We start from the raw sequence: 24,644 nt of genomic DNA, 5'->3' as shown, positions 1-24,644 counted from the left end.
CTCCGGCCGGGCGGGCCTGGCGCCCCGCCTGCCCCCAACCCACCCCCGACCCTGAGTCCCTTGCATGGCGCGATCTGGCCCAGGTGGTGAACACCGCGGCCCGCGCGGACCCATCGGTGACCCGACTCTGGCCCCCGTGCACCACGGGGGAACAGTCGGCCGAGGCGGCACTCCGACAGGAACTAGCCCGGGAACTGCACGAGTTGGCCTCGCGCGATACGGCGACACAACAGGCGCTGATCGAGTGGTTGCACCACCATCCTGGCCCTGCCCGCACACCACCCGCTCCCACATCCGCGGCGACCACCAATGTCATCAGCGGTAGTTCCGTGGTCCACGGCCCGAGCGTGCAGGCCCGGGACATCCACGGGGGCATCCACTTCCATCCACCCTCCCCTGCACCCCCACCTCGCCTCCCCATGCCCCGTCAACTGCCTCCGGTGACCGCGCGGTTCATCGGCCGGGAAGCCGACCGGCGGGCCCTGAACGCGCTGCGCGCCCAGCGGTCGGCGCACGCGCCGCAGGTCCTGGTGGTCAGCGGGCTCGCGGGTGTCGGGAAGACCACCTTCGCCACCCACTGGCTGTGCGAGCACGTCGGCAGTTTTCCCGACGGCCAGCTCTACGCCGACCTGGGCGGACAGACCACCGACGGGGAGAGCGGGCCCGTCTCCCCTGCCAACGTTCTGGAAGCCTTCCTGGTCGCACTCGGCGCGTCCTCCGTGCCGGCCGGGATCGCGCAACGGAGCGCACTGTGGCGTTCGATGACCTCGGGGCTGCGGCTGGCCGTCCTCCTGGACAGCGCGTTCACGGCTGCTCAGGTACGCCCACTCCTGCTCGGTGCGCCGACCGGCCTCACGGTGGTGACCAGCAGAAGCAACCTCACCGGACTGCGCCTCGACGGCGCGTCCGTGCACCGGCTGGACGGGCTTCCCGCCGAGTCGGCCGTCGAGCTTCTCGCCGTGGGCGGTGGCACGCGCGTGGCGCGGGAGCCGACCGCCGCGCGTGAAGTGGTCAGACTGTGCGGCCGCCTGCCGCTGGCCGTGACCCTGGCCTCCGCCCAGCTCGCACTGCGCCCCCACCGTTCCGTGTCCGCCCTGGCCGACAGCCTGTCCCGTGGTCAGGGTGCCGTCGACGCGCTGCGCGTCGACGGGGAGGCCGTGATGCGTACGGCGCTCGACATGTCGTACGACGTCCTGCCGGACGAGGGCCGCGCGCTGTACCGCCGGATGGGACTGCTGCCAGCGGATCGCCACGACCTCTCGTTGCTGACCGCCTTCGCGAGCGAGGAGGAGGGATCGCGTGACACCGGGCACGCCGCCGACACCGCCGACACCGCCGTCAGCGCGCTCGTGGAGGCGAATCTCCTGGAAGAGACGGGTCCGGGCACGTATCGATTCCATGACCTCGTCCAACCGCACGCCCGTCGGCTCGGCGAGGAGCTGGAGGACGCGGGTAGGCGGGAGCGCACGCTTCGCTGCTTCGTCGACTGGTGCCTGTCCACCGCGGCTTCGGCAGAGAGCATCCTCACCCCCAGCCACCGACTGCCGGAGCACGACCGCCCGGCGGAAACAGTGCCCCCGACCCCACTCGACGGTCCCGAGGAGGCACTCGCCTGGCTGGACACGCACCGCAACGGTCTGATGGGCGCGGTACGGAACTCGGCCCGGCTCAGCTGGCACTCCTCCTGCTGGCGTCTGACGGACCTCATGTGGCCCCTTTTCCTCCGATTACGCCCGTCCGAGATGTGGATCGAGGCACACCGCCTCGGTCTCGAAGCGGCACGCCGAAGCGGATCGAGGCAGGGTGAGGGCCGCATACTCACCTCCGGCGCGATCGGCTTGCGCAACGCCGGCCGGTACCCGGAGGCGGCGGACTGGTACCGACAGGCGCTGGAGATGGCCACGGCCGACAACGACATACGCCAACAGGCGCAGGCCCTGAGCGGATTGGGACACGTAGGTCTCCTGACCCACCGGCTCGATGAGGCACGCGACCACTTCGAGCACGCCTTGCGGCTGAGGGAGTCGATCGGCTACCGGCGGGGAGCCGCCCTCTCCCGGCGACGCCTCGGCGAAACCGCTCTGGCCGCCGGTGACCTGGCCATGGCCGCCGAGCAGCTGCGCCGGGCCGGCACCGAACTGGAGGCGCTGGGAGAGACGTACGAGGCGACCCGCGTCCTGGCCCTTCTCGGCCATGTCCTGGACTGCGGAGGGGACCGCGACGGAGGCGTCCGGCGATTGCTGGAGGCGCTCGCGTGCTTCCGGGAGGGCGACGCCCGGTCCGAGCACTGGGAGGCCCGCTGCCTGGAATGGCTCGGCCAAGCCGCCGAGTCACGTGGTGATCATGCGGAATCGATACGCCAATACGAGGCCGCCCGAGATCTCTTCCGACGCCTGAGCCCCGAGGACGCACAACGCCTGGACGACCGGCTGCGGCAGTAGTGATCGCCGCCGCGGCCGGCCGTTCCGAGGGTCAGCGACGTGGCATCGGGGCGACGGAACGCAGTGCGCGCGGTGATCTCCCGGACACCACCCAGGCGTGGACGACCGAGGCAACCACATGGAGTGGGAGCGGAGCATCGGACTCGCCCCGCTCCGGCCGTACGAACGACACGGCACCCGTCCTGTCCCGTACCGCGATGACACACCTTGCGGCCGTATCGGGTACGGCGGCGGCAAGGCAGCCAGGATGGCCCGCCAGCAGGTCGTGCACCCGGCGGTGAGCCGACGAAGGCGGCAGCGGCACACGGCTCACGAGTACATCGGCGTGTCCCATGAGCTCTGTCAGTTCAGGGCTGTCCGCGTCCACCCACAGGTGCACATCGCAGGAAGGCGGGCCGGGGGCGTGCGGGCAAGGGCACGGGTACGGGTACGGGTGCGGGAACGTGTGCTGCGTCGGGGACGGGATCAGCAGGTCGGATCGGACGAGAGCCGGACCGTGTGCCGCATCCGAACGCCAGACGACGAAGGACGACCGGTCGTCCAAACCGTCACCACGGGATACCTCGCCGGTCCGTGCCACACGGAAGCACACCGTGGCCCACGCGGCATCCTGCTCCGGGGGCGCGAGTCGGCCGCTCACAGTGCCGCTCGGCTGCCGGCGGAGGTCTCCCACGGCGTCAGTGGCGGCGGCGGCGGGGGCGGCGCGACGAACGGCGGACGGGCGGGTTCTCCCAGCCCGAGCATGCGGTAGACGACCGAACGCATCCGTCGGTGGAACTGGCCCGGCGCCGACGACAGCGAGGCGGCGACATGGTCGTACTGCCCCGGACGGTGCAGCTGTGCCGCGTACTCCAGTTGCTCCACCAGTGGGTACCCCGGGGAGACCACGGGCGCGACGGCGGACAGCAGAGCCGCCGGGGAGAAGGCCGACACCTCGCGCCGGGATCCGGCCGTCAGCAGCACCGTCGCGTCCGTGAGCGTCGCGTATACAGAGAGCGATCCGTGGTCGCCGACAATCCAGTCGGCCGCGATGAGCAGCGCCTGCCAGTCGGCTTCCGGGGGGATCACCGCGATTCCCCGGCTCTGGCAGCAGGACAGCCAGCCGTGCACCTGTCGGGTGCCGTGCCCCGCGAACACGTTGGGATGGACCAGCATCGCGACGCGGTAACCGTCACCCGGCAACTGGCTCAGCAGCTGCGGCAGCAGGGAGTCGAGCCGTCCGAACGTCGAAGCCGGTCCCCAGGTCGACGTGACAATCACGAGCCGCTGCCCGTCCTCGATGCCCAGCGCACGGCGGTAGGACTCGCGCCTGGGCCTGCCTGCCGTGATCCGGTCGACGCACGGATCGCCCACCACGTGGGCCACCGGCAGCGCCTCCGGGCAGGACCAGGCGAGCTCCTCCCGATCCCGGTCATGGGCGTAGACGATCGCCGCCGGGACCAGCCGCCCCTCGTGCAGCAGGTGCTGGCGGCTCAGCATCCCGGGCGACCTCCGCTCTCCCGGTGCCAGTGTGGTGACGTCGGTGAGCAGTTTGATCTGCCCTGCCCCGTGCGAAATGCGTACGACCGGAGTGCGCAGTTCGTGCACTCCGCGGGAGCCCGCCGCGAGCGCGAGGTCGAACTCGGCTCGCAGGGCCTCTTCCCAGGGCACCGTGGTGATGCCCAGGCTCTGCAGGAACTCGGTGGCTCCGTTGCCGAAGGCATGGGGTGCGACCGTGAAGACCAGTTGAATGCGCAGGTCGGTCTCCAGCAGCTCGAAGACCTCGCGCAGTCGTTGGGCGAAGGTCACTGTGTGCACGACCACCAGGACCCTCTTGCAGTCTCGTACCGTCAGCCAGTGCCCCTGCTCGATCAGTGCTGATTTCGTCGTTCTGACAGACATGCGATCCCCCGTCGTCGTCGCTGCGTACAACAGACGGCAGGGATTCCCCGTGCGCGCAGCGCTTTCCTTGCATACGTCTTGCAGCACCCTTGCCCTGGCGTGTAGCTGTGGCACATGGCAGGGAGTTGTCGGACTGCGGGTGGTCGAAGGCGGGGCGGGGCGGCGCGGTTTCGGCTGGGGCCCGGGCGCGTGGCCCAAGTCGAGGCGAAGCCCCATCCCGAGGGCCTTCGGGGCCGAAGGGCTCCCGTCGACTGAGACAGGAAGCTCAGGGGAGTCCTGGCTCCGCTGTCGCCGATGTGTCCTGTCCGCCGGCCACCCAGCCGACGGCATCTCATCGCACAGGGGCGCGAGGCCTTCGAGCGCACGGTCGTTGCCCCCGATGTGCGACGTTGCAGAGGAATCCATGGCGCGGCCGCGCAGGTACGGCCCTGGGGTTGCCCGGAGCGATCAGGACGGGGCAGAACCGCCATCGACTGCCGTGCGGTGACGCGTGTAGTGGCGAGCTGCTCGGGCGCGGTTTCCGCATGATGGCTTGCGCGGGAACGGTCGAAGCCGAGGATGCAGGAGCCGACACCACTGCTGGCGCCCGTGACTCTTGACGAAATAGCGCACGCAACGGGGCGCGGTGCAGGAGCGCAAGTGCATGCGGTGCGAGCCGCTGAGAAAGTCGATGGCGGCTCGGGCCCAACGCGCTTCACCCGCGCTGCGGAGTTACCGCGTCAAGTACATCGCCTCCAAGGCCACAGCAGCCGTCCTCGCCCCCCTGGGTATCCGGAGCGCCGCAACGTAGGCCGACGGCCGCCTGCGGGGTGCCGGCGGATGCCCGCAGCGCTTAGGTGATGGCGCGGTCGCACGACACCTGGACGAGCTCGTATACGGGATGCGGCGCCTGAACAGTGCGGGGAACTCCGGCTGATCCCTGTCTGGGCTGAGGAGCAGGGACAGGTGAGGCCGGTCGGCAGCCCGGGGCACCGTCCTCAGTCGAGGCTGGAGATCTCTGAATCGGGACGGGACGGACCGTTTCGCGGCAGATGACAGGCCGCACGTAGAGCATCCATCTTCTCTACGTCGGTGGTCTCGGCCGCAGTCGCATACGTGATGATCCTGAGGCCGGTACCGGCAGGCATCAGGACATCGACGTCGAGGGCGATGTCACCCACCACTGGATGCTCGATGGTCTTGCGGTCGCCGACATAAGGACCAGCGGTGCCGTTGAACCACAGACGGGCGAAGCGCGGGTTGCTTCGAAGCAAGCCTTCGACGAGTGCGGAAAGACGTACATCATGGGGATGGGCGGCCGCTGTCACACGCAAGTCGGCGACGAGGTCCTCCTCCTGCGCTTCGCTGCCCTTCCACGACCGAACGGGCCATGCCGCAATGGGGTCCCGGTCTCGGCCGGCTCCCGCCCGGAACATCCCGGCGACGAGATTGCGCTCGGCCCAGCCGTACGCACTGGGATCGCCGACTACGGCCGTCCACATCTTGTTCCAGCCGATGATGGTCCAGTCAGCGGCGAAGACCCCGGCGGGAATCCCTCCTAACGCGTGTACCAGTCGCTGCACACTCATGGGTATGCGCCTGGAGACGTTCCCGGCGGAGGGCGGTGCAAGGTAGGCGCAGCGAAACAGGTGGTCACGCTCGGACGGGTCCAGACGCAGCGCTCTGGCCAGGGCGGTGACCACCTGGACCGAGGGGTTGCGAGCACGGCCCTGTTCCAGCCGCACCAGGTAGTCGACCGATATGCCTGCCAAACTGGCCAGTTCTTCGCGGCGCAGTCCAGGGATGCGCCGCTCCCCGCCTGCCTCCAGCCCGCTGTCCAGCGGTGACATACGCTCACGCCAGCCGCGCAGAGCCATGCCGAAGTGATTCATCGTTGCCATGCGGGTCATCGTCGTCCAGGTGCCGCGGACGACACGAAGCTTCTTTGGCCGCACAACGGATTCGTTACATAGAGTCGAGCTCTGGCCATCGATGTCGGGTTACGGCACGCCGCCCGACAGAGCGTCGCCGGACGCGTCGGGCATGGCCTCCCAGTGCCCCCGGGTGAAGGTGAAGGTGACGGCCCGCCACGCGGCGGTGGTCTCGCCGAAAGCGCGACTAACGCCCTTAAAACGTGCGGGACTTGAGGCGAGACCTGTAATTCGACGTGGACGTCGTGCTCGGTGGCGCGGCCCGCCGACCGTGCGGCGGCGTCCAGCAGCGTTGCGCGTGGGCCGTCCTGCATGTCGGCGGCTTCGGAGATCGCCGGCCCGTGGCAAGCGCCTCCCCGTCCGGCCGGTACTCCGCCGGTGCAGCGGGTCGGGTCGGGCCGAGGTGACGTTGGTCATGGTCATGGTCATGGTCATGGTCATGGTCATGGTCATCGAATCGTCCAGGTCTGGTTGTCCCAGCCGCTGCATTCCCAGAGGACCACCACCGTTCCGCTCGTGCCCCCGAAAATGGTGACGCATTTCTTTGACTGATCACCCAGCAGTTCCGCACCGGAGAAGTGGAATTGCTGGCTGGCGTCGCCGCTGCACCCGGTCAGTTGGATCTCGGTCCGGTCATCGCTCGCCCCTCCGGCCACGGTCATGCATTTCCCCGATGACCGGAAGCTCCCGTCCGATCCGATCTGCCATCGCTGCGTCGCGGAGCCGTCGCACGTGGCCTGGATGAGCTGTATCCCCTCGGTCCCGGCGCCGCCGCTCAGGCACTTCTCCGTGGCGGGGACCACCAGGGTCTGGCCGGTGGCGGGGGCGTCCGATGAGTCGGATCCGCTGTCGGTGGTCGGGTTCTCGTCTCCGGGGCCAGGGGCGGAATCCTCCTGTCCGGCCTTGGGCGCCGACTGCTGCGACGAGGGGTGCGCCGTCGACGACGTGACGCCGGAACTCGTGGAGCTCGACGGTGAGGAGGAAAGAGAAGAGGCTGTCGGCGTGTCCGCGGACTGCGACGGCGTGGTGCCGTCGGTCGGGAGCGTGCCGGACGCCGTGACGTCGCTGGTGTCCTTCTCCGTCGTCGTGTTGATCAGCAACGCGGTCGTGATCATTGCCGCCGTGGCGACCACTGCGGCGAGCACGAGCAGCTTCTTCGAACGGACCGTTCGGCCGCTGGAGGGACGCGGCGTCTGCGGGTCGGTCGGGGCCGGCTTCGGGCGTTCCGCTGCCAGGGCTCCCCGGTCGGCGGCAGACGCCTTGCGTGGTCTGCGCGGTGAGTACGGTGATGGTTCCGAGGCCGGTGATGAGTTTGAGGCCGGTGATGGCTTCGAGTTCGGTTCCGGCTTCAAGTCCGGTCCCGGCTGCGAGCTCGACTGCTGCTTCACAGCCGCCGGAGCCGGAGCCGGAGCGGCGGCGGCCGCCGCCGCCGACGCACGGGCGGCGGGCGGAGTGCTTGAGGAGCCCACTCGCCGTATTCGTCGCGGGTCGGCATCCACCGCCCGCAGGAGGCGCTCGGCGTCCTCGGCGGACAGCCGCTCGGCCGGTTTGCTCGTGAGCAGACCCTGGATCAGTGAGGTGAGCGGCCCGGCGGCCCTTACCTCGGGAGCCGGTTCCATGGCGATGGCGTACATCGTCTCCGTCACGGTGTCCCGGAGGAACGGTGAACGCCCGTCCACCGCCTGGAACAGCGTGGCGCCCAGCGCCCACAGGTCGGCCTCCGGGCCCGGCGGCCCGCCGACAAGGCGCTCGGGGGCCATGAAGTCGACCGACCCGACCAACTGGCCGGTGCGGGTGAGAGCCGAGGTCTCGGCCGCCTGGGCGATGCCGAAGTCGGTGAGGACCACCCGGCCGTCCTCGGCGAGCAGTACGTTCGCCGGCTTGACGTCCCGGTGCAGGACCCCGGCCCGGTGCGCCGCCCGTAACGCGGCGAGCACGCCGCGGCCGACCCTGGCGGCCTCTTCGGGCGGGACCGGGCCATGTGCCTTGATCAGGTCGGCAAGGGTGATCGAGGGCACGTACTCCATCACGATGATGGGCAGACCCTCGTCCTCCACGACGTCGTGGACGACAACGACATTGGTGTGACTGATCCTGGCGGCGCTGCGGGCCTCGCGGCGAGCGCGCTCGAAGAGGGTGGCGAGTTCGTCGGCGTCCAGATGCGGCTGGAGGTGGAGCTTCTTGACGGCGACCTCGCGGCCGAGGAGATCGTCGTGGGCGCGCCACACGGTGGCCATACCGCCTCGGCCGATCCGGCCGAGGACACGGTAGCGGCCGGCGATCAGCCGTCCTGTGTCGGACACCGTGGGGTTCCTTTCCACTGCTTCAGGACCGATCGGGCCGACGGCGCCACAGGGCTCCGCCGACCGACCATACGACCAACGACCCCTCGGGTACGGCGTGTTGAGGAGTGGCCTGTCATCGCCCGAAGGGAGCGATCATGCTTTGGCCAGGTGACGCCCCCGCATCGATATCCCTCATGTCGCCCATCGGTGCCGTTCATCGAAAGGGACCTACGAGGAGAGCGGCGAGTCCCCGGAGCCCGGGTGGATACCGAGAGCGCGGAGCGCGGCTGTAGCTGCACGGCTGAAGCGGTGCGCCGTCCGGCGCCGGGATCGGCGTCATCGGCCCGCGGTCGGGCCCGGAAGCGGCCCCTGTCCAAGGCGCGCCGGGCCCGAGTGCCGCACGCAGGGCGCAGGGCGGCTCCAGGACTGTTGGTCGGTTCCATGAGGAGTGCGGCCGCCATTGGGGGGGTCTGTGTGGGATCAGTCAGGGCCCGGATTCGCTTGGACAACGGCTTCCGACTGTCTCCGGTTCGGGGTGTGCGGCGCTAGGCCCTGACGCCGCGAGGCCGCCCTCCGGGCGACGACGGGAAGGTGACGACAGGACCTACGAGGCCCGGCCACAAGCAGGGCGGCGCCGCCATCCCACGTCATGAAGGTCCGACGAACGCGGTCACCGAACTCGCCGGAACCTTCGCGTGCCTGATCATCCTCCACAGGACACGGCAGCCGCCAGCCTCGGGGGTAGGAACAGCAGTACCACCCCGGCCCTGGGCCCGCTGTCCCACCCACACCACGGGGCGGAAGGGCCACCGGGCCAGGTTCCGTCCGGTGGCTCCAAGCCGCCTCCGCACCAGGAGTCCGCGAGCGCATCCGAGGCGCGCCGGGAGTAGCACGTCCGGGCAGGGGCAGAAGGGGATGCGGGTGAGAGGTGGTTGGGCATGAGCACGAGCACACCGTTCCCAGGGATGATCGCGGGCATGGCCCTGGCGTTCGCCGACAGCTTCCGAGACGCGAGGGATACAGGGCATGCGGGACGCTTCCGAGCGGAACCGTCGATGAACGCCGCCGTGCAGCCGGGCTGCATCACCCTCTCCGAACGGGACGTTCAGCGGCATGTGGTTGAACACACCCGGGTACTGCCCCGGCACGGCCGACGGCTGGAAGTGGACCTGCGTCTCCGGCTGGAACCGGACCCTCCCCCGAACGCCGTGCTACACACCCGCCTCCGCCCGAGTGCGGCCTCGCACCGCCTGCCCCGTGTCCGCTGAGCCGTACGTCGAGGTGCCCCGCGAGGCCGGCCGGGCACGTCGGCCCCGCTGGCCACGGCGGGCCGCGAGCTGGCGGTGCGCGCTACGGCGCACGCCCGTGTCGCTGTGGAACGACGACATCACGGACTACGCGGCGGCGCTGACGTACTACGCGATCCTGGCGGTGCTCCCCGCCATGCTGGCGACGGTCCTGGGGTTCGGTCTGATCAGCCCGGACACGGCCGAGGAGTTCATCAGCCACGTCACCGCCTACGCCCCGGCCCAGTCGGGCGCCGAACTCCACACCGTCCTGTCCCACGCGCTGGACGCGGACGGGACGGTCTGGCCGCTGCTCGTGACAGGTGCGGCCAGCGCCCTGTGGTCGGCCACCAGTTATCTCGCCGTCTTCCGCCGCGCCCTGCACCGTATGCACCGTGTCGAGGACCAGCGCTCGACCTGGCGCAAGGCGCACCGCATCGTGCTCACCGCGCTCGTACTCCTCGGCCTGCTGCTCGTCGGCTCGCTCACCCTGCTGCTGACCGGCCCGCTCGCGGAGGCCGTCGGCCGGACCCTCGGCGTGGACGCCACCGCGGCCTGGGCGTGGAGCCTGCTGCGCTGGCCGGTGCTGCTGTGCCTGGTCGCTCTCCTGGTCGTGGTCGTCTTCCACACAGGCCCGGCCGTCGCGCGCCGACGCGGGCACAGCCTGTCCGGCGGCGCGCTGGCCGCCGCCCTGTGGCTGGCCGTCTCCGCGGGCTTCTCGTCGTACGCCTCGACACTCGGCGCCTACAGCAGGCTGTACGGCTCGCTCTCCGGCATCGTCGTCTTCCTCATCTGGCTGTGGCTGTCGAACCTGGCGCTGCTCACCGGAGCGCAGTTCGCCGCGGAACTCTCCAAGGACACGGGCCCCCGTGCTCAGAGCACGGAGACGCCACCCGTCCCGTAGTACTCGTAGGAGATGTGCGGGGACAGCGCGCGGAGGAAGTCGGGTGCGTCGAAGATCTCGCCGGCGGAGACGACGCCGACGGTGCGGGTCCGGCCGGTGAGGATGCGCTGGACCGCCTCCACCGCGAGCGGTGCGGTGACGGCGTAGATGTCCCGGCCGCTTGCCGCAGCGCGCCGTTCGGTACCGCCGGAGCGTACGACGGCGTCGACGAGGAAGGTCTGGTCGGAGCGCCCGTTGTCGTCGGCCGCGGTCGGCGCCGGGGTGTCGGGGGCCGAGAGGTCTCCGGCCGCTTCGGTCGTCATGTGGGTGCGCACCTCGGGGATGGAGAGGTGGCTGGGGATGGTGACCACGTCGGCCATCGTGAACTCCCCGACGACCGCCCTGGTGCCCATCGGGTCGGGGAAGGGCCACTTCAGGAGCGTCGGCTCGTCGTCGTGGTAGTCCAACCGCCCGTCCGTGAAGCGGACGCGCCGGCCGCCGCGCCGCTCCCGCGAGACCGTGCCCGCGGTGCGCGTCCCCGGAGTGGGGTGCCAACTGCTCAGTCCGTACGCGATGTCCGCTTCGTCGGCCGCCGTCCAGTCCCCCATCGCGGCCGTGGCCAGCAGGTCACCGAGGCCGCCGTAGAAGGCCATCGCGGGGACGATCACCGCTCCCGCCGCGCGGGCGCGGTCCGCGAAGTGCGTGAACGTGTCGAGGTTGGCCTCGATCTCGGCCGCCACATCGACGTACGGAATCCCGGCGCGCAAGGCCGCCTCGATCACGGGAGCGGCGGTGACGGCAAAGGGTCCGGCGCAGTTGATCACCGCGTCCACCCCGTCCAGGGCACGGTCGAGCGAGGCGGGATCGTCGACCGACGCCGGGCGGACCTCAAGTCCGGGCGCGGATGCCGCCAACTCCCGCAGCTTGCCGGCATCCCGGCCGGAGAGAACCGGGACGAACCCGCGCGCCCGCAGCTCTGCCACCACGAAGCGCCCGGTGTGTCCGTACGCGCCGAACACCGTCACCATCTGCCCCGATACCGATTCCGATACCGATTCCGACACCGATCCCATGGGTACTCCCCCGCACTAATCGAACTAGTCGAATGATCTGCTTGCTTCGCTGAGAACATCCTCGCGAGAGCAGGCAGCCCACCGTGAGTGTCCGGAACGACGTACCCCGTACAGTTTCGGACATGGGTATCGTCGCGCTGGCCGTCACCGAGGGAATGCTGCACTTCGAACTGTCCATGGCGTACGAGGTGTTCGGCTCCGCTCCGGTCGGCGTGGGCGTCTCCTGGTACGACGTCCAGGTCTGCGGGTCGGACGCCGTGCGGGTGGGCCGGTTCCGGCTGGAGCCGGACCAGGGGCTCGACCGGCTCCGGACTGCCGACACCGTGATCGTCCCCGGCTGGGCGGACCTCGACGAGGAGCCGCCCGCCGATCTCGTCGACGCGGTGCGGGCGGCCCACGAGGCAGGGGCGCGCGTGGCCTCGCTGTGCACGGGCGCGTTCGTACTGGCCGCCGCCGGACTGCTGGACGGCAAGCGCGCGACCACACACTGGGCGCACACCGACGTCCTGGCCGCCCGCTACCCACGGGTGGAGGTCGACCCGGACGTGCTCTACGTGGACAACGGCAGCGTGCTCACCTCCGCGGGCAAGGCCGCCGCGATGGATCTGTGCCTGCACCTCGTCCGCCTCGACCACGGTTCGTCCGTCGCCAACGCCGTCGCCCGCCGACTGGTCGTGCCGCCCCACCGGGCGGGCGGCCAGGCGCAGTTCGTGGCCGCCCCGGTGCCCAGCCGGGACGACCACCCGCTCGCCGCGCTGTTTCCCTGGGTGATCGAACGCCTCGACCAACCGCTTACCGTGGAGGACCTGGCACGCCGGGCAGGGATGAGCTCGCGCCAGCTGGGCCGCCACTTCAGGGCGGTGACCGGCACCACTCCGCTGCAATGGCTGCTGACCCAACGGATCCGCCACGCACAGGAGTTGCTGGAGACCACCGACGACATGGTCGACGCCGTCGCGACAGCCACCGGCATGGGCACCGCCACCACACTGCGCCGACACTTCAACCGCACGATCGGCGTGCCTCCGGACACCTACCGCCGAACCTTCCGCTCGCGGCCCCGCACCGGCTCCTCGTGAATCTGGATGTCCTCGTGAAGGTGTACGACGAGCCAGTGGCCGTCGGGGTGTGCGCGTCGCAGGACCGCGGTGTTGCGGGCCAGTTGGGGTGGGGCGGTGCGGAAGTCGACCCGTAGCCAGTAGCGGGCCACGGCGAGGTCTCCGAAGACGTCGACGACCTGGTCGTATGCCGTGAGGCCGGTCTCGGCGGGGGCGCCGTCGGTCGTGGGGCGGCTCTCCCGGACGCGGTCCAACTCGGTTTTTCCGCAGAGGAGTTCGGGGGTCGCCGAGTCCCAGACGGTGGCCTCGGGGTCGAGGAAGGAGTCGATGCGCTCGCGGTCGCCCGCGGTGTAGCCCTCGTACATGCCCGTGATCACCGCCCACACCTCGGCCAGGTCGGCGGGTGCGGCACCCGGGCGGGCGCCGCCGTCGGGTGCGGGACGGGCGGAACGGGACGGCGAAGCGGGCATGACGGGGTCCTTGGGTGAGTGGTGGAGCGAGGGGCGGCTCGCGTCGTCTCCTTGGGTCACGGCTCGGGTCAAGGGAGTACGACGAGGTCCCGGGGCCTGCGGTTGAGGCGCTCCCCGCCGTCCTCCGTGCAGATCACGATGTCCTCGATCCGCGCTCCGTACCGGCCGGGCAGGTAGATGCCGGGCTCGACGGAGAAGGCCATGCCGGGCTCCAGCGGAAGTTGGTTGCCGGCCACGATGTAGGGCTCCTCGTGGCTCTCCAGGCCGATGCCGTGTCCGGTGCGGTGAATGAAGTACGGCCCGTATCCGGCGTCGGAGATGGTGTCCCGGCCGATGGAGTCCAGCCGCTCGGCGGTGATGCCGGGCCGTACCGCGTCGGTCTGGGCACGTTGGGCGCGCAGCAGTACGTCGTGGAGCCGACGGAAGTCGGCGGGCGGCTCGCCCACCGCGTACACCCGGGTGGAGTCGGAGCAGTAGCCGTCCCGGGTCGTGCCGCCGATGTCGACCACCACGGGGTCGCCGGGCCGGATCGTACGGTCGGACACCTCGTGGTGCGGGCTGGCGCTGTGCGGTCCGGAGCCGACGATGACGAAGTCGGCGCGGACGTGCCCCTCGGCGATGATCGCGTCCGCGATGTCCCGGCCGACCTCGCGTTCGGTGCGTCCGGCCCGCAGCCACTCGCCCATGCGGGCGTGCACCCGGTCGATGGCCGCGCCGGCCCGGCGCAGGGCTGCGGCCTCCTGCGGGGTCTTGCGCATCCGCAGCCCGTTCAGCACGCTCCCGGCCAACTCCTGTTCGGCGCCCGGCAGTACGGCACGGAAGGCGATGGTCTTCTCCGCCCACATGCGGTTGTCGACGCCGAGGCGGGCCGTCCGGGCGGGCAGCCGGGCCGCGACGAGGGCGTAGGGGTCGTCGGTCTCGTGCCAGCCGGTGATCTCGATGCCCAGGTCACCGGCCGGGGACGCCTGGGCGGCCGGTTCCTCCAGGGCCGGTACGAGCAGGAAGGGGTCGCCCTCGGCCGGCAGGACCAGGCAGGTCAGCCGCTCCAGCGGCAGGGCGTCGTAGCCGGTCAGATAGCGCAGGTCCGCACCGGGCGAGATCAGCAGGGCGTCAAGACCGGCTCGGGCCGTGGCTCTTCTGGCCTCGTCGAGGCGGTCGGCCGGGTACAGAGCCGCGGCCGGTTCGACGGGACCGGGACGGTCGTCGTCGGGCGTCGGGTCGTCGGACATCAGGTCTCCTCGAAGCATGGGACACCCACGGGAGGTGCCGCGATCACGGCATGGGGGCGTTGAGTTGAGGGGCGACCGACACCGGGCGGCGCCGTGGAACGCCCCCCGGCCAGTCGGCGCAGCCCGGATCGGCCCAGGTCAGGCCGCGTACAACCGGCACGCCACGCCCCCGGCGATCAGCTGCGGCTCCTCGCGGTCGCAGCCGTCGAAGACCTGCGGGCAGCGGGGATGGAAACGACAGCCGCTCGGCGGGTCGGCGGGGTCGGGTACGTCGCCGGGGAGTTCGGCGGGCAGTACTCCCGCCCCGTCGGGCTGCGGTACGGCGGCCAGCAGTGCCCGGGTGTAGGGGTGCCGTGGGTCGGCCCAGACCTCGGCGGTGGGGCCGGTCTCCACGATCCGCCCGAGGTACATCACGGCGATCCGGTCGGCGATCAGCCGTACGACGGACAGGTCGTGGCTGATGAACAGCAGCCCGGCGCCCGACTCGACGGCCAACGACCGCATCAGGGTGGCCACTTGGAGCTGGGCGGAGGCGTCGAGGGCGGAGATCGGTTCGTCGCCGACGAGCAGCCGGGGGCGGGCGGCGAGCGCGCGGGCGATGGCGATGCGCTGCCGCTGCCCGCCGGAGAACTCCTGCGGGTAGCCCTGTGCCGCACTCGCCGACAGCCCGACCCGGGTCAGGAGATCCTCCGGGGTGGTGTCCGAGGGTGCCTCACCGCGTACGGCGGCCGTACGGATGCCGTCCGCGATCTGCGCGCCCACCCGGCGCCGGGGGTTGAGGGAGCCGTACGGGTCCTGGAAGACCATCTGGACGCCGGTGAGGGCGGGGTCGCGGCGGCGCACCCGCAGCGGGCGTACCGGTGTGCCGTCGTAGCTGATCCGGCCCTCCGAGGGCGGGGTGAGACCGCAGACCGCGCGGGCCAGGGTCGACTTGCCGCAGCCCGACTCGCCCACCAGCCCGACGACTTCACCCGCCCGCACCTGGAGGCTGACCCCGGCGACGGCACGGGTGGGCGGCGCGCCCGGCCGGTGGTACTGGACGACGAGGTCGTCCACCGAGAGGAGGGGGGCCGTCGGGTGGGGGGTCACAGGGGTCGTCATACGGTGCTCCTTCCGGGGAGCGCGTCCAGGAGCTGACGGGTGTACGCGTGCTGGGGGTCGGTGAGGACCCGGCCGCGTGGTCCGGTCTCGACGACCAGGCCGTGGCGCATCACGCTCACCTCGTCGGCGATCGCGGACATCACGCCCAGGTCGTGGGTGACCAGCAGGACGGCGAGACCGAGGTCGTCGCAGAGGCCGCGCAGCAGCCGCAGTACGCCGGCCTGCACGGTCACGTCGAGGGCGGTGGTCGGCTCGTCGGCGATCAGCACCTTCGGCTCGCAGGCCAGCGCGATGGCGATCGCGATGCGCTGGCGCATCCCGCCGGAGAACTGGTGCGGGTAACGCCCCAGCGACTCAAGGGGGTTGGGGATGCGGACCTGCGTGAGCAGCTCGGCGGCCCGCGCCTTCGCGGCCTTGCGGTTCAGCTTCAGGTGGTGGCGCAGGTGGTCGGTGAGCTGGTGTCCGATGCTGAGCATGGGGTGCAGGCTGGTGGACGGGTCCTGGAACACCATGCTCACCGATCGCCCGCGCAGCGCGGCCAGTTGACGGGGTGGCAGGGTCAGCAGGTCCCTACCCTCCAGCTCGATCCGGCCGCCGGTCCGGGCGCCCGGCGGCAGCAGTCCGAGCGCCGCCAGACCGGTCATGGTCTTGCCCGATCCGCTCTCGCCCGCGAGCCCGTGCACCTGTCCGGGCCGCACCGCGAGGTCGACGCCGCCGAGGATGCGACGGCCGCCGAGGTCGAGGGTGAGACCGCTGATCTCCAGCACGTTGCCGTCGGTCATGCGACCCGCTCCTTCTCCGCACCGATCGTGCGGGCCGTGCCGGGGTCGAGGGCGTCCCGGAGCGTGTCGCCGAGGAAGTTGAAGGCGAGGACGACGGTGAGGATGGCCAGGCCGGGGAAGACCCCGATCCACCACTTGTCGAACTGCTGGGTGCCGTCCGCCACCATCGCGCCCCACTCGGCGGTCGGCGGTTTGGCACCGAGCCCGAGGAAGGACAGCCCGGAGAGCAGAAGTGTCGCGGTGCCGATGTCGAGGGTGGCAAGGACCAGCAGCGGGCCGAGCACGTTGGGCAGGATGTCGACGCGCAGGGACCGCCAGGCGGAGAAGCCCAACAGCCGCCCGCTGAGCACGAATTCGCGATTCCGCAGCCCCATGACCAGGCCCCGGGTGACGCGGGCGTACGACGGCCAGGAGACGACCAGGACGGCGAGCACCGCGTTCTGCAGGCTGGCGCCGAGCGCGGCGGCGACCACCATCGCCAGGATGACGGTGGGGAAGGCGAACACCAGGTCCGCGATGCGCATCACGGTCTCGTCCACCCACCGCCCGAAGAACCCGGCGCAGGCCCCGAGCACCCCGCCGACCAGCAGTGACATGACCACCAGCAGGAGCGCGAGCGGGATGGAGACCCGGGCGCCGTACAGGACGCGGCTGAGCACGTCCCGGCCGAGTTCGTCCGTGCCGAACCAGTGCCCGGCGCCGGGGGCGGCCAGCCGGGGCAGGTCCTGTGCGAGGGGGTCGTGCGGGGCGAGCAGGGGAGCGGCGATCACGATGACCAGCCAGAACACCGCGACCAGGCCGCCGGTGACGGCGAGCGGGCGGCGCCAGGCGGGCGGCAGCCGTTTCAGCAGGCTGAACCTCGCTGCACCCTGATGACCGGATTCCACCGCTCCCTCAAGACTCGAATTCGCCGCACCCTCAAGACTGCGTTTCACTGCACCCTCACCCTCGGGTCGATCACGCCGTACAGCACGTCCACGGCGAGGTTGACGGTCAGGTACACGATGCCGACGACCAGTCCGACGCCCATCACGGCGGGCAGGTCGAGGGTGGTCGCACTGCGGTAGGCGTACGCGCCCAGGCCCGGCCAGGCGAAGATCGACTCCACGAGGACGGTGCCCGACAGCAGGGCCCCGAAGGCCAGTCCGGCGACGGTGATGACGGGCACGAGGGCCGCGCGGAGCACGTACTGGAAGAGGACCGTCCGGCCGGGCAGACCCTTGGCGCGGGCCGCCCTGACGTAGTCCTGGTTCAGCACTTCCAGGACGGCGGAGCGGGTGAAGCGGGTGAGGAGGCCGACGGTGTATGCCGTCAACACCAGTGCGGGCAGGGCGAGGTGGCCCACCGCGCTCCAGAACACCGGCCACTGTCCGGCGAGTGCCGCGTCGACCGTGTACAGGCCCGTGACGTGCGGTGGGGCGGTCATGCCGGGGTCGAGACGGCCGCTGCCCGGCGCCCAGCCGAGCCGGTAGAAGAAGACGTAGAAAGCGAGCAGCGCCAGCCAGAAGGTCGGCACCGACACCCCCAACAGGCTGACCACACGCAGGAGTTGGTCGGTGAAGCGATCCCGGCGCAACGCCGCGATGACACCGAACGCCACGCCCAGGACCAGCGAGACCACGATCGCGGCCCCGGCGAGTTCCAGGGTGGCGGGGACGGCGGTGGACAGGTCGGTGAGGACCGCCTGGTGGCTCTGCTGGGACTCGCCGAGGTCGCCCTGGAGGAGGTTGCCGAGGTAGGTGACGTACTGGACGGGCAGTGGCTTGTCGAGGCCGTTCTGGTGCCGCCACTGGGCGACGATCGCCGGGTCGCCGATCGCCCGCTGGCCCAGGTTGGCCGCCGCCGGGTCGCCCGGCACCAGGTTGGTGAGGACGAACGTCACCAGGGTCACGCCGAGGGCGAGCAGGACGGCGGTGGCGGTGCGGCGGAGCAGGAATCGGGCGAGGGGGTGGTGGGCGAGCAGACGGCGGCGGCCGGGCAGGAGGCGGCCAGGGAGGAGGCGATGGCCGTCACCGCCACCCGCGCCCGTACCGGCGACCGTACTCGCGCCCTCTCCTCCTGCCTCGCCCTCGCCCTCGCCGCTCACCCGCTTACTTGGAACCCAGCGCGGCGACATCGATCGTCCATACGGGGTTGTAGGCGACGCCGGTGACGGACGCGGCGGAGACGGTGTTCCGGCTCGGCTGCATCAGCGGGATGAAGGGACCATCGGCGTTCAGCTGGGTCTGGATCTGCTCGTACAGCGTCTTGCGGGCGTCGTCGCCGATCGTGGTGGCCGCCTTGTCGCCGAGCGCGGTGAGGCTGGGGTCGGCGCCGGCCTTCCAGCCCGCCCGCAGGCCGACCAGGTTGCCGGGCAGGAAGGCCAGGTAGTCGCTGGGGTCCGGATAGTCCGGGCCCCAGTACCAGAGGCCCAACTGCTCCTTGCCGTTGCGGTAGTTGTCCAGTTCCGTGGTGGTCGGCGCGGGGGCGAGCGTGACGGTGATGCCGACCTCCTTCAGCTGTGCCTGGACCCGTTCCGCGAGGGTCTGCAGGGACAGGCCGTCGACGGTCAGGTCGCTGGCGTAGCCGAGCGTCACGGACGGCTTGCTGATCCCGCTCGCCGTCAGGGCCGCCTTCGCCCCGGCCAGGTCGCGGCCCGCGGCTTCCGAGGCGGGCAGCGCGCCGAGGAAGGTCGAGGGGATGATTCCGGCGGGCTGGACGGAGCCGGTACCGGCGAGCGAGAGCAGGCTCTTGTAGTCGATGCCCTTGCGTACCGCCTCGGCGAACTTCGCGTTGGCCGTCGTACTGCTGACCTTGGTGTCCTGGTTGAGCAGCAGGAAGATCACGTCCGAGGACGCGCCGCTGTCCACCGTGAGCCCACCGCCGAGCCCGCTGACCTGGTCGGAGGTGAGGTCTAGGGCGATCTGACTGTCGCCGCGCTGCACGTTCAGCTTCTGGGTGGGCGCCTGGACGTTGCGGAGGACGATCTTGTCGTAGGTCGGCTTGTCCGAGCCCGTGTAGTTGGGGTTCTTCGCCAGGACGACCTGGGTGTTCGTGTTGAACGAGGTGAGCGTGTACGGGCCGGAGCCGGCCGACGTGGTGTTGAGGTACTTCTCCGCCGCGTCCGCCGAGGTCGCCGTCCCGCCGTGGGCCTGGACCGTCTTCGCGCTGAGGATGCCGAGCGCGGGGTTGGGGAGGATGAAGGGCAGCGCCGGGTTCGCCTTCTTGGACACCAGGGTGACGGTGGACGCGTCCGACTTGGTGACCGTGACACCGTCGAGCAGGAACGACGGGTTGCCCTTGAGCGCGATCACCCGGTTCAGCGAGAACACCACGTCGTCGGCGGTGACCGCGCTGCCGTCCGCGAACTTCGCGCCCGCCCTCAGGTGCAGGGTGAGCGTCCTGCCGTCCGTGGACTGCTCGTACGAGGACGCGAGGCCGGGCACCGGCTTGGTGACGTCGGAGCCCTTGAAGGTCAGCAGCGTCTCGTAGAGCGCCTTGTCCACGATCTGCCCGGTCGGCTCGAACTCGCGACCCGGGTCGGCGGTCTTCAGGTTGAACGAGGTGTCGACGACCAGGGTCTTTCCACCCGCGGAGCCGGAGGCACTCGTACCGGCGGAGCAGGCGCTCAGGGCGAGCGCCGCGACCGCGACGAGGGAGAGGGCCGCCGGGTACGACCCGGCACTGATTCTGGGCATGCGTGCCTCCGTGAGCAGGGCCGAGCGGAAGAAGGCCGGGCGAGAGCAGGCGGGCGCCGGGCGGGGACCTGGACGATTCGCCAGTAGGGTGGCCTGAAACTAACCAGGACTCTCGGCCGACGGGACCAGCGCGAGACGAAAATCAACGGAGAGGCGCGAACATGGAAGATCAGTCCACTCTGGAGCCCCCGGATGAACGGCGCACTGGACGGATCGGCATCGGTCTTGCCCTGGATTCGGTGCATTTCAAGATCCTTGACGTCCTCCGTGCGCAGGGCCGGATCTCCGTCGCCGCCCTCGCGGATCGGGTCGGCGTCTCCCGCGCGAACGCCTACACCCGCCTCGAAGCCCTCCGCGCCGACGGCGTGATCAACGGCTTCAGCGCCCGCGTCGACCACAACCGGGTCGGTCTCGAAATCTGCGCCCTGATCTTCGTCACGGTCCGCCAGGAGCTGTGGAAGCAGTTCCGCACCGCGCTCGCCCAGATGCCGGAGGTGGAGTACTGCGCCGTCACCACCGGCCAGCACGACGCCATGATCCAGATCCGGGTGGCCGACGTCTCTGCCGTCCACCGCCTGGTCACCGACCGGCTGTCCACCATCCCCGCGGTCCGCGCCACCGAGACCGTGATCATCCTCGACGAGGTGCTCCGCCGCCCCTACGTCCTGCCGACCGCACCCCGCTCCACCGAGTCCGCCGTCAACACCCCCCAGGACACCCCCGGGACGAGCCAGTTCGGCATGACCCGCTTCATCCGCGCCGCCGAGGGCCGGGCCGACCTCCAACGCGCCTCCGAGCCGGAGGACTGACAGCCTCCGCCAGGCGGTCCGGCGCGGGCTGTCCACCGCGCCCGCGCTGGACCTGTGGCCATGGCGTGCCCCGCCCGTCACCCGGTCCGGGCGCCGACATCGGCGAGGGCGCCCGCCCAGGTGCCGGTCTGCACGCGGCACCGGCCCTCCTCCTGACGAGGTGTGCCCGTACCCCCGTACTCCAACGCCACCCGGGGGAACCTCGAGGTGACCCTCAAGGCCACGGTGCAGTAGGGAACTTCGGGCAACTTCGGATCCCTTCCGGCCCGAGGACCAGTGCCCGACGCTGTCCCCCTCGCCGTCGGGCACCGTCGTTCGGGAGCCGGCATGTATCCGTCCTCCACAGACGGCCACCCGGGCATGGGGGAGAGCTATGGTGAGCGCAGACGTTCCAGACCTCGGCGGCGTGTTGTTGCTGAGCACAGATCGCTGTGGGGGACGAGCCCTTGGCCCGGTCGCCCGGCGTATCGCCCTGGAGGCAGGCGGGCCGTTCACACGTCCGGTGCAGAGACTGCCGGACCGACCGCCGACCCTTCTCCGCCGAACGTACACCCGACCGTTCCGGAGCACGCCAGGTGCCGGGAGTCCGGCGCCGCCACCGCGTTCGCCGTCCGGGCGGTCATCCGAACCGAGGCGTCATGCCCCTATCCCAGTTGAACGTCCATCGGCACGACAGGAAGAAACGGTCTCTGATCACCCTGGCCGGTGAGATCGACCTGGGAACGGCCTCCCGGGTACGCGAGACGCTGGAGGAATGCCTGCGTGACGGCGTCCGCACGATCGATGTCGACCTCGCCTCCCTCACCTTCTGCGACTGCAGCGGACTGAACGTCTTCATCGAGGCGTGGCAGCACACCGTCGAGGCCGGCGGCTCCCTCCGACTGCATCACCCGCCGTACACACTGCTGGTGATCGTGGACGTCACCGACACGGGTTTCCTGCTCGTGCGCCCTCCGTCCACGCCGAAAGCGTCTTCCCACCCGACCACCCCCGCCGCCTCACCCACCCTGCTCTCCTTCCAGGGCCTGCGCCGACTCGTCACGGTCATCTCCGCCGCCCGGGGCGTGCTGTGACCGCCCGGCCCCAACCCGGTCCCGTCGGGGAACGGACGGACGCACGGCCGGACGAACCGGCCGACCATGCCTGGACCTGGTGGCCCGGGTGATGCCGGACAGCCGGTCGGCCCGTATCCAGTCGCTCGTCGCCGAACAGGCGGCCCTGCGGGGCGGGCGGGTCGGCGTGGTGGACGTGTGCACCGCTGCCGTGATCGCACTGCCGGTCGGCGGCGCCGGGGTGTCGGCGATGTCCAGGACCGCGGCGAGCCATCCTCTGTGGAGCACCGACGCCATCAGCGAGCAGCTGGAGGAGCTGCAGCTGACTCTGGGTGAGGGCCCCTGCGTGGACGCCTTCAACCGCGGCTCGGCCGTCCTGACGTCCGATCTGCGCGCCGCGGAACTGCAGGGCCGCTGGCCCGTGTTCGTCGAAGCGGCCCTGGCAGCCGGCGCGGCCGCCGTCTTCGCGCTCCCCCTGCTCGTGGGGGCGATCAGCCCCGGAGTTCTGGACCTGTACGCCCACGACCCGGTACGGCTGAACGCGGAGGAACTCGCCGACGCGCTCGCGTTCGCCGATCTTGCGACCCTCGTGCTGCTCGACGCGCGGATCGACGCCACGGGCGGGCCGCTCGGCCCCATCGAGGACCTGGGCGCGTACCGGGCGGAGATCGACCAGGCCACCGGCATGCTCACCGTCCAACTCGGCGTCGGCATCGAAGAAGCCTTCGTCCGGCTCCGCGCCCATGCCTACGCCCACGAACGCCGCCTCGCTGACGTGGCCGCCGACGTGGTGGCACGCCGGCTCCTCTTCTCCCACGAGACGGGGACAGTAAGAGGGACAGAGATAGGGATAGAGATAGGGACGGCGCCGGAATCAGGAGACAGAACCAAACACAAGGCCGAGACTGGGACCGAGGCCGAAACGGCGACCGGGCCGGTGGCGGACCGGACCGACGAGGAACCCTGACGCACCGGTGCCACCGACGAACGCGCCGCACCTCCCGCCCCGTCCCGGCGGGAACAGTCCCGACTGAGGGTGCCCAGAATGAATCAGCAGCTCCTTGCCAGGACCTTCGTCGAACTGGCGGACAACCTGGTCGCCGACTTCGACCTGATCGACTTTCTGCGCCTGTTGACCGACCGCTGCGTGGGTCTGCTCGACGTGAGCGCCGCCGGGGTGCTGCTCGCCGACCGGGACGGCGAACTGAGGGTGATGGCCGCCTCCGACGAGGAGGTACGCCTGCTGGAGCTCTTCCAGCTCCAGAACGACGACGGCCCCTGCCTCGACTGCTTCCGCACCGGCGCACCGGTGATCGTCACCGACCTCGCCGCGGAGACCGCGCGTTGGCCGCGCTTCGCCGTCCAGGCCGGGCTCAGTGGGTTCGGGGCGGTGCAGGCCCTTCCGATGCGCCTGCGGGACGAGGTCGTGGGTGCCCTGAACCTCTTCCGCGCCTCCCCCGGCCCCTTCGACCCGGCCGCCGCACCCCTCGCCCAGGCCCTCGCCGACGTCGCCACCATCAGCCTGCTGCAACAGCGCTCCGCACACCGCAACACCGTCCTCAACGAGCAGTTGCAGTCGGCCCTGAACAGCCGCGTACTGATCGAGCAGGCCAAGGGAAAGCTCGCCGAACGCCAAGGCATCGACATGGAACGCGCCTTCACCGCACTGCGCAGTTACGCCCGCTCCCACAACCGCCGGCTGTCCGACGTGGCCCGCGCCTTCATCGACAACTCCGAGCCCCTCCCCGGCCTGGTGCCCTGACAGGCGTCCCGAAGTCCACCGGCCCAACTGGCCCCGGCGCGGCGCCCGTCCGGGAGTACGCTGGTAAGTGGACGTCCCGGACCCCGGCGCCACCACGTCAGTCGGCCTTGATGGCTGTCCCGTACGTCTCCTGAACCGAGGCGCCCATGCGCACTTCCCGGCAACCGGACAACACCCCCGAAAGCTCAGCGCTCTCCCCCATGGACGTCGTGCGCCTGCGCCGGTTGAACCGCTGGCAGGCCGAGGGAATGCGGGAGGACCTGGCGGATCTGTACGTGGAGTCCTCCGAGACCCGGCCAGGCGACGGGTTCCGCGGCCGTGAGGACTTCCTGCAACGCCTGGCGGACGGCGTACAACTGCCGGGATTCGACATGCTGGTGGCCGAGGCGCGGGCCCTGACCGGCTGTGTCTTGGGATACCCGGTGCCGCGCGACGGCTCCTGGTGGGAGGGGTTCGACGGACCCCTTCCGCGGAACCTGGAACAGCTGACCGCCTCCGGGCACGTCTTCGCGATCCTCGAAACCCTCGTCCACCCGCACGAACACACCCGCGGGCTCGCCCGCCGGCTCCAGGAGCGACTGCTCGACGACCACCAGGCGTCCCTCGGCGCCACCCTCGCGGACCCGTCCGACCGTCCGGCGCGCGCCGCCTTCGAGACCTGGGGCTGGCAGGAGGTGGGCCGGATCCACCGGCCGGCCACGCCCGGTCCCGCGGTCCTGCGCGTCCTGGTCCTCCCCCTCGGGGAGCGCTCGCCCGCCCATCCCGACGGCCTGGCCCACAATGCCCGGACGCAACGGCCCGAATAGCCGACGGGAGCCGGCCCCGCAGGACCGCACCGGCCGCTTCGCCCGGCTCGTCCGGCCGGCCTTCAGGCGTAGTGTCGGCGTGCCCGCCGTCCACCAGCCGCCCGTACCCCGGCCGCGACCACACCTCGTGGGCACTCGC

Annotated in this window: 19 protein-coding genes and 1 pseudogene; 8 read left to right on the top strand and 12 right to left on the bottom strand. The window is 70.9% G+C overall.

From position 1 onward, the window contains the following. Positions 1-440: 440 nt before the first annotated feature. A complete protein-coding gene (locus ACFWP7_RS07850) occupies positions 441-2,441 on the top strand; it encodes a tetratricopeptide repeat protein (RefSeq protein ID WP_384377688.1) in 2,001 nt (666 codons plus the stop codon). Positions 2,442-3,077: 636 nt separating this feature from the next. Here the strand turns inward: ACFWP7_RS07850 and ACFWP7_RS07845 are convergent. The 4 genes and pseudogenes from ACFWP7_RS07845 to ACFWP7_RS07830 all read right to left on the bottom strand — a co-directional run bounded on the left by ACFWP7_RS07845 (position 3,078) and on the right by ACFWP7_RS07830 (position 8,535). Continuing rightward, positions 3,078-4,322 (bottom strand): hypothetical protein, encoded by a 1,245-nt coding sequence (locus ACFWP7_RS07845; RefSeq protein ID WP_384377685.1) that lies wholly within the window; start codon positions 4,320-4,322, stop codon positions 3,078-3,080. A gap of 447 nt (positions 4,323-4,769) precedes the next feature. Then, positions 4,770-5,015 (bottom strand): annotated as a pseudogene (locus tag ACFWP7_RS07840) (CGNR zinc finger domain-containing protein); the annotation flags it as partial. Between the two features lie 284 nt (positions 5,016-5,299). Further along, positions 5,300-6,202: a helix-turn-helix transcriptional regulator gene (locus ACFWP7_RS07835; RefSeq protein WP_384377682.1), complete on the bottom strand. Its 903-nt coding sequence runs from the start codon at positions 6,200-6,202 to the stop codon at positions 5,300-5,302. Positions 6,203-6,681: 479 nt separating this feature from the next. Further along, positions 6,682-8,535 (bottom strand): serine/threonine protein kinase, encoded by a 1,854-nt coding sequence (locus ACFWP7_RS07830; protein WP_384377679.1) that lies wholly within the window; start codon positions 8,533-8,535, stop codon positions 6,682-6,684. Positions 8,536-9,774: 1,239 nt separating this feature from the next. On the opposite strand from ACFWP7_RS07830, the gene ACFWP7_RS07825 reads away from it, so the two are divergent. Further along, the gene (locus ACFWP7_RS07825) at positions 9,775-10,707 is read left to right on the top strand and encodes a YihY/virulence factor BrkB family protein (protein ID WP_384377676.1); all 933 of its coding nucleotides are present in this window, start codon (positions 9,775-9,777) and stop codon (positions 10,705-10,707) included. Here ACFWP7_RS07825 and ACFWP7_RS07820 read toward each other — a convergent pair. Beyond that, on the bottom strand, positions 10,677-11,759 hold the full coding sequence (locus tag ACFWP7_RS07820; RefSeq protein WP_384377674.1) for a saccharopine dehydrogenase family protein: 1,083 nt from the start codon (positions 11,757-11,759) through the stop codon (positions 10,677-10,679). The genes ACFWP7_RS07825 and ACFWP7_RS07820 overlap by 31 nt on opposite strands. 122 nt (positions 11,760-11,881) lie before the next feature. Here ACFWP7_RS07820 and ACFWP7_RS07815 point away from each other — a divergent pair, with 122 nt between their 5' ends. Beyond that, a complete protein-coding gene (locus tag ACFWP7_RS07815) occupies positions 11,882-12,838 on the top strand; it encodes a helix-turn-helix domain-containing protein (protein WP_384377671.1) in 957 nt (318 codons plus the stop codon). Here the strand turns inward: ACFWP7_RS07815 and ACFWP7_RS07810 are convergent. The 7 genes from ACFWP7_RS07810 to ACFWP7_RS07780 form a co-directional block, all read right to left on the bottom strand. Further along, positions 12,793-13,287 (bottom strand): YybH family protein, encoded by a 495-nt coding sequence (locus ACFWP7_RS07810; protein ID WP_384377668.1) that lies wholly within the window; start codon positions 13,285-13,287, stop codon positions 12,793-12,795. The genes ACFWP7_RS07815 and ACFWP7_RS07810 overlap by 46 nt on opposite strands. Positions 13,288-13,355: 68 nt before the next feature. Beyond that, the gene (locus ACFWP7_RS07805; RefSeq protein WP_384377666.1) at positions 13,356-14,516 is read right to left on the bottom strand and encodes a M24 family metallopeptidase; all 1,161 of its coding nucleotides are present in this window, start codon (positions 14,514-14,516) and stop codon (positions 13,356-13,358) included. A 138-nt stretch (positions 14,517-14,654) separates the two neighbouring features. Next, complete coding sequence (locus tag ACFWP7_RS07800; protein ID WP_384377663.1) at positions 14,655-15,617, bottom strand: oligopeptide/dipeptide ABC transporter ATP-binding protein; 963 nt, start codon at positions 15,615-15,617, stop codon at positions 14,655-14,657. Further along, positions 15,614-16,399, bottom strand: a complete 786-nt coding sequence (locus ACFWP7_RS07795) for an ABC transporter ATP-binding protein (protein WP_384377660.1) — start codon at positions 16,397-16,399, stop codon at positions 15,614-15,616. The genes ACFWP7_RS07800 and ACFWP7_RS07795 overlap by 4 nt, the downstream gene beginning before the upstream one ends. Continuing rightward, complete coding sequence (locus ACFWP7_RS07790; RefSeq protein ID WP_384377657.1) at positions 16,396-17,286, bottom strand: ABC transporter permease; 891 nt, start codon at positions 17,284-17,286, stop codon at positions 16,396-16,398. The genes ACFWP7_RS07795 and ACFWP7_RS07790 overlap by 4 nt, the downstream gene beginning before the upstream one ends. Positions 17,287-17,330: 44 nt before the next feature. Beyond that, entirely contained in the window at positions 17,331-18,485 is a 1,155-nt protein-coding gene (locus ACFWP7_RS07785) for an ABC transporter permease (RefSeq protein WP_384377654.1), read from the bottom strand. Positions 18,486-18,489: 4 nt separating this feature from the next. Next, positions 18,490-20,076: an ABC transporter substrate-binding protein gene (locus tag ACFWP7_RS07780; RefSeq protein WP_384377651.1), complete on the bottom strand. Its 1,587-nt coding sequence runs from the start codon at positions 20,074-20,076 to the stop codon at positions 18,490-18,492. Between the two features lie 161 nt (positions 20,077-20,237). On the opposite strand from ACFWP7_RS07780, the gene ACFWP7_RS07775 reads away from it, so the two are divergent. The 5 genes from ACFWP7_RS07775 (at position 20,238) to ACFWP7_RS07755 (ending at position 24,505) form a co-directional block, all read left to right on the top strand. Continuing rightward, positions 20,238-20,885 carry an Lrp/AsnC family transcriptional regulator gene (locus ACFWP7_RS07775; RefSeq protein ID WP_384377648.1) on the top strand — a complete coding sequence of 216 codons (648 nt, stop codon included), beginning with the start codon at positions 20,238-20,240 and terminating at the stop codon, positions 20,883-20,885. Positions 20,886-21,523: 638 nt separating this feature from the next. Continuing rightward, positions 21,524-21,958 carry an STAS domain-containing protein gene (locus ACFWP7_RS07770; protein WP_384377645.1) on the top strand — a complete coding sequence of 145 codons (435 nt, stop codon included), beginning with the start codon at positions 21,524-21,526 and terminating at the stop codon, positions 21,956-21,958. Positions 21,959-22,049: 91 nt separating this feature from the next. Beyond that, on the top strand, positions 22,050-22,904 hold the full coding sequence (locus ACFWP7_RS07765) for an ANTAR domain-containing protein (RefSeq protein ID WP_384377642.1): 855 nt from the start codon (positions 22,050-22,052) through the stop codon (positions 22,902-22,904). Between the two features lie 78 nt (positions 22,905-22,982). Then, positions 22,983-23,699 carry a GAF and ANTAR domain-containing protein gene (locus ACFWP7_RS07760; protein WP_384377639.1) on the top strand — a complete coding sequence of 239 codons (717 nt, stop codon included), beginning with the start codon at positions 22,983-22,985 and terminating at the stop codon, positions 23,697-23,699. Between the two features lie 200 nt (positions 23,700-23,899). Beyond that, entirely contained in the window at positions 23,900-24,505 is a 606-nt protein-coding gene (locus ACFWP7_RS07755; protein ID WP_384377636.1) for a hypothetical protein, read from the top strand. The last annotated feature ends 139 nt before the right edge of the window (positions 24,506-24,644 follow it).

Origin of the sequence: Streptomyces sp. NPDC058470 (assembly GCF_042721055.1) — a bacterium.
Taxonomy (GTDB): Bacteria; Actinomycetota; Actinomycetes; order Streptomycetales; family Streptomycetaceae; genus Streptomyces.
This window is presented reverse-complemented; position numbering and strand designations above follow the sequence as displayed.

What these genes read in the sequence shown, in the direction of transcription:
- ACFWP7_RS07770 (WP_384377645.1), top strand. Translation starts at nt 21,524, where the DNA reads ATGCCCCTATCCCAGTTGAACGTCCATCGGCACGACAGGAAGAAACGG.
- ACFWP7_RS07845 (WP_384377685.1), bottom strand. Translation starts at nt 4,322, where the DNA reads ATGTCTGTCAGAACGACGAAATCAGCACTGATCGAGCAGGGGCACTGG.
- ACFWP7_RS07810 (WP_384377668.1), bottom strand. Translation starts at nt 13,287, where the DNA reads ATGCCCGCTTCGCCGTCCCGTTCCGCCCGTCCCGCACCCGACGGCGGC.
- ACFWP7_RS07795 (WP_384377660.1), bottom strand. Translation starts at nt 16,399, where the DNA reads ATGACCGACGGCAACGTGCTGGAGATCAGCGGTCTCACCCTCGACCTC.
- ACFWP7_RS07780 (WP_384377651.1), bottom strand. Translation starts at nt 20,076, where the DNA reads ATGCCCAGAATCAGTGCCGGGTCGTACCCGGCGGCCCTCTCCCTCGTC.
- ACFWP7_RS07820 (WP_384377674.1), bottom strand. Translation starts at nt 11,759, where the DNA reads ATGGGATCGGTGTCGGAATCGGTATCGGAATCGGTATCGGGGCAGATG.
- ACFWP7_RS07775 (WP_384377648.1), top strand. Translation starts at nt 20,238, where the DNA reads ATGGAAGATCAGTCCACTCTGGAGCCCCCGGATGAACGGCGCACTGGA.
- ACFWP7_RS07760 (WP_384377639.1), top strand. Translation starts at nt 22,983, where the DNA reads ATGAATCAGCAGCTCCTTGCCAGGACCTTCGTCGAACTGGCGGACAAC.
- ACFWP7_RS07765 (WP_384377642.1), top strand. Translation starts at nt 22,050, where the DNA reads ATGCCGGACAGCCGGTCGGCCCGTATCCAGTCGCTCGTCGCCGAACAG.
- ACFWP7_RS07805 (WP_384377666.1), bottom strand. Translation starts at nt 14,516, where the DNA reads ATGTCCGACGACCCGACGCCCGACGACGACCGTCCCGGTCCCGTCGAA.
- ACFWP7_RS07835 (WP_384377682.1), bottom strand. Translation starts at nt 6,202, where the DNA reads ATGGCAACGATGAATCACTTCGGCATGGCTCTGCGCGGCTGGCGTGAG.
- ACFWP7_RS07815 (WP_384377671.1), top strand. Translation starts at nt 11,882, where the DNA reads ATGGGTATCGTCGCGCTGGCCGTCACCGAGGGAATGCTGCACTTCGAA.
- ACFWP7_RS07800 (WP_384377663.1), bottom strand. Translation starts at nt 15,617, where the DNA reads ATGACGACCCCTGTGACCCCCCACCCGACGGCCCCCCTCCTCTCGGTG.
- ACFWP7_RS07755 (WP_384377636.1), top strand. Translation starts at nt 23,900, where the DNA reads ATGGACGTCGTGCGCCTGCGCCGGTTGAACCGCTGGCAGGCCGAGGGA.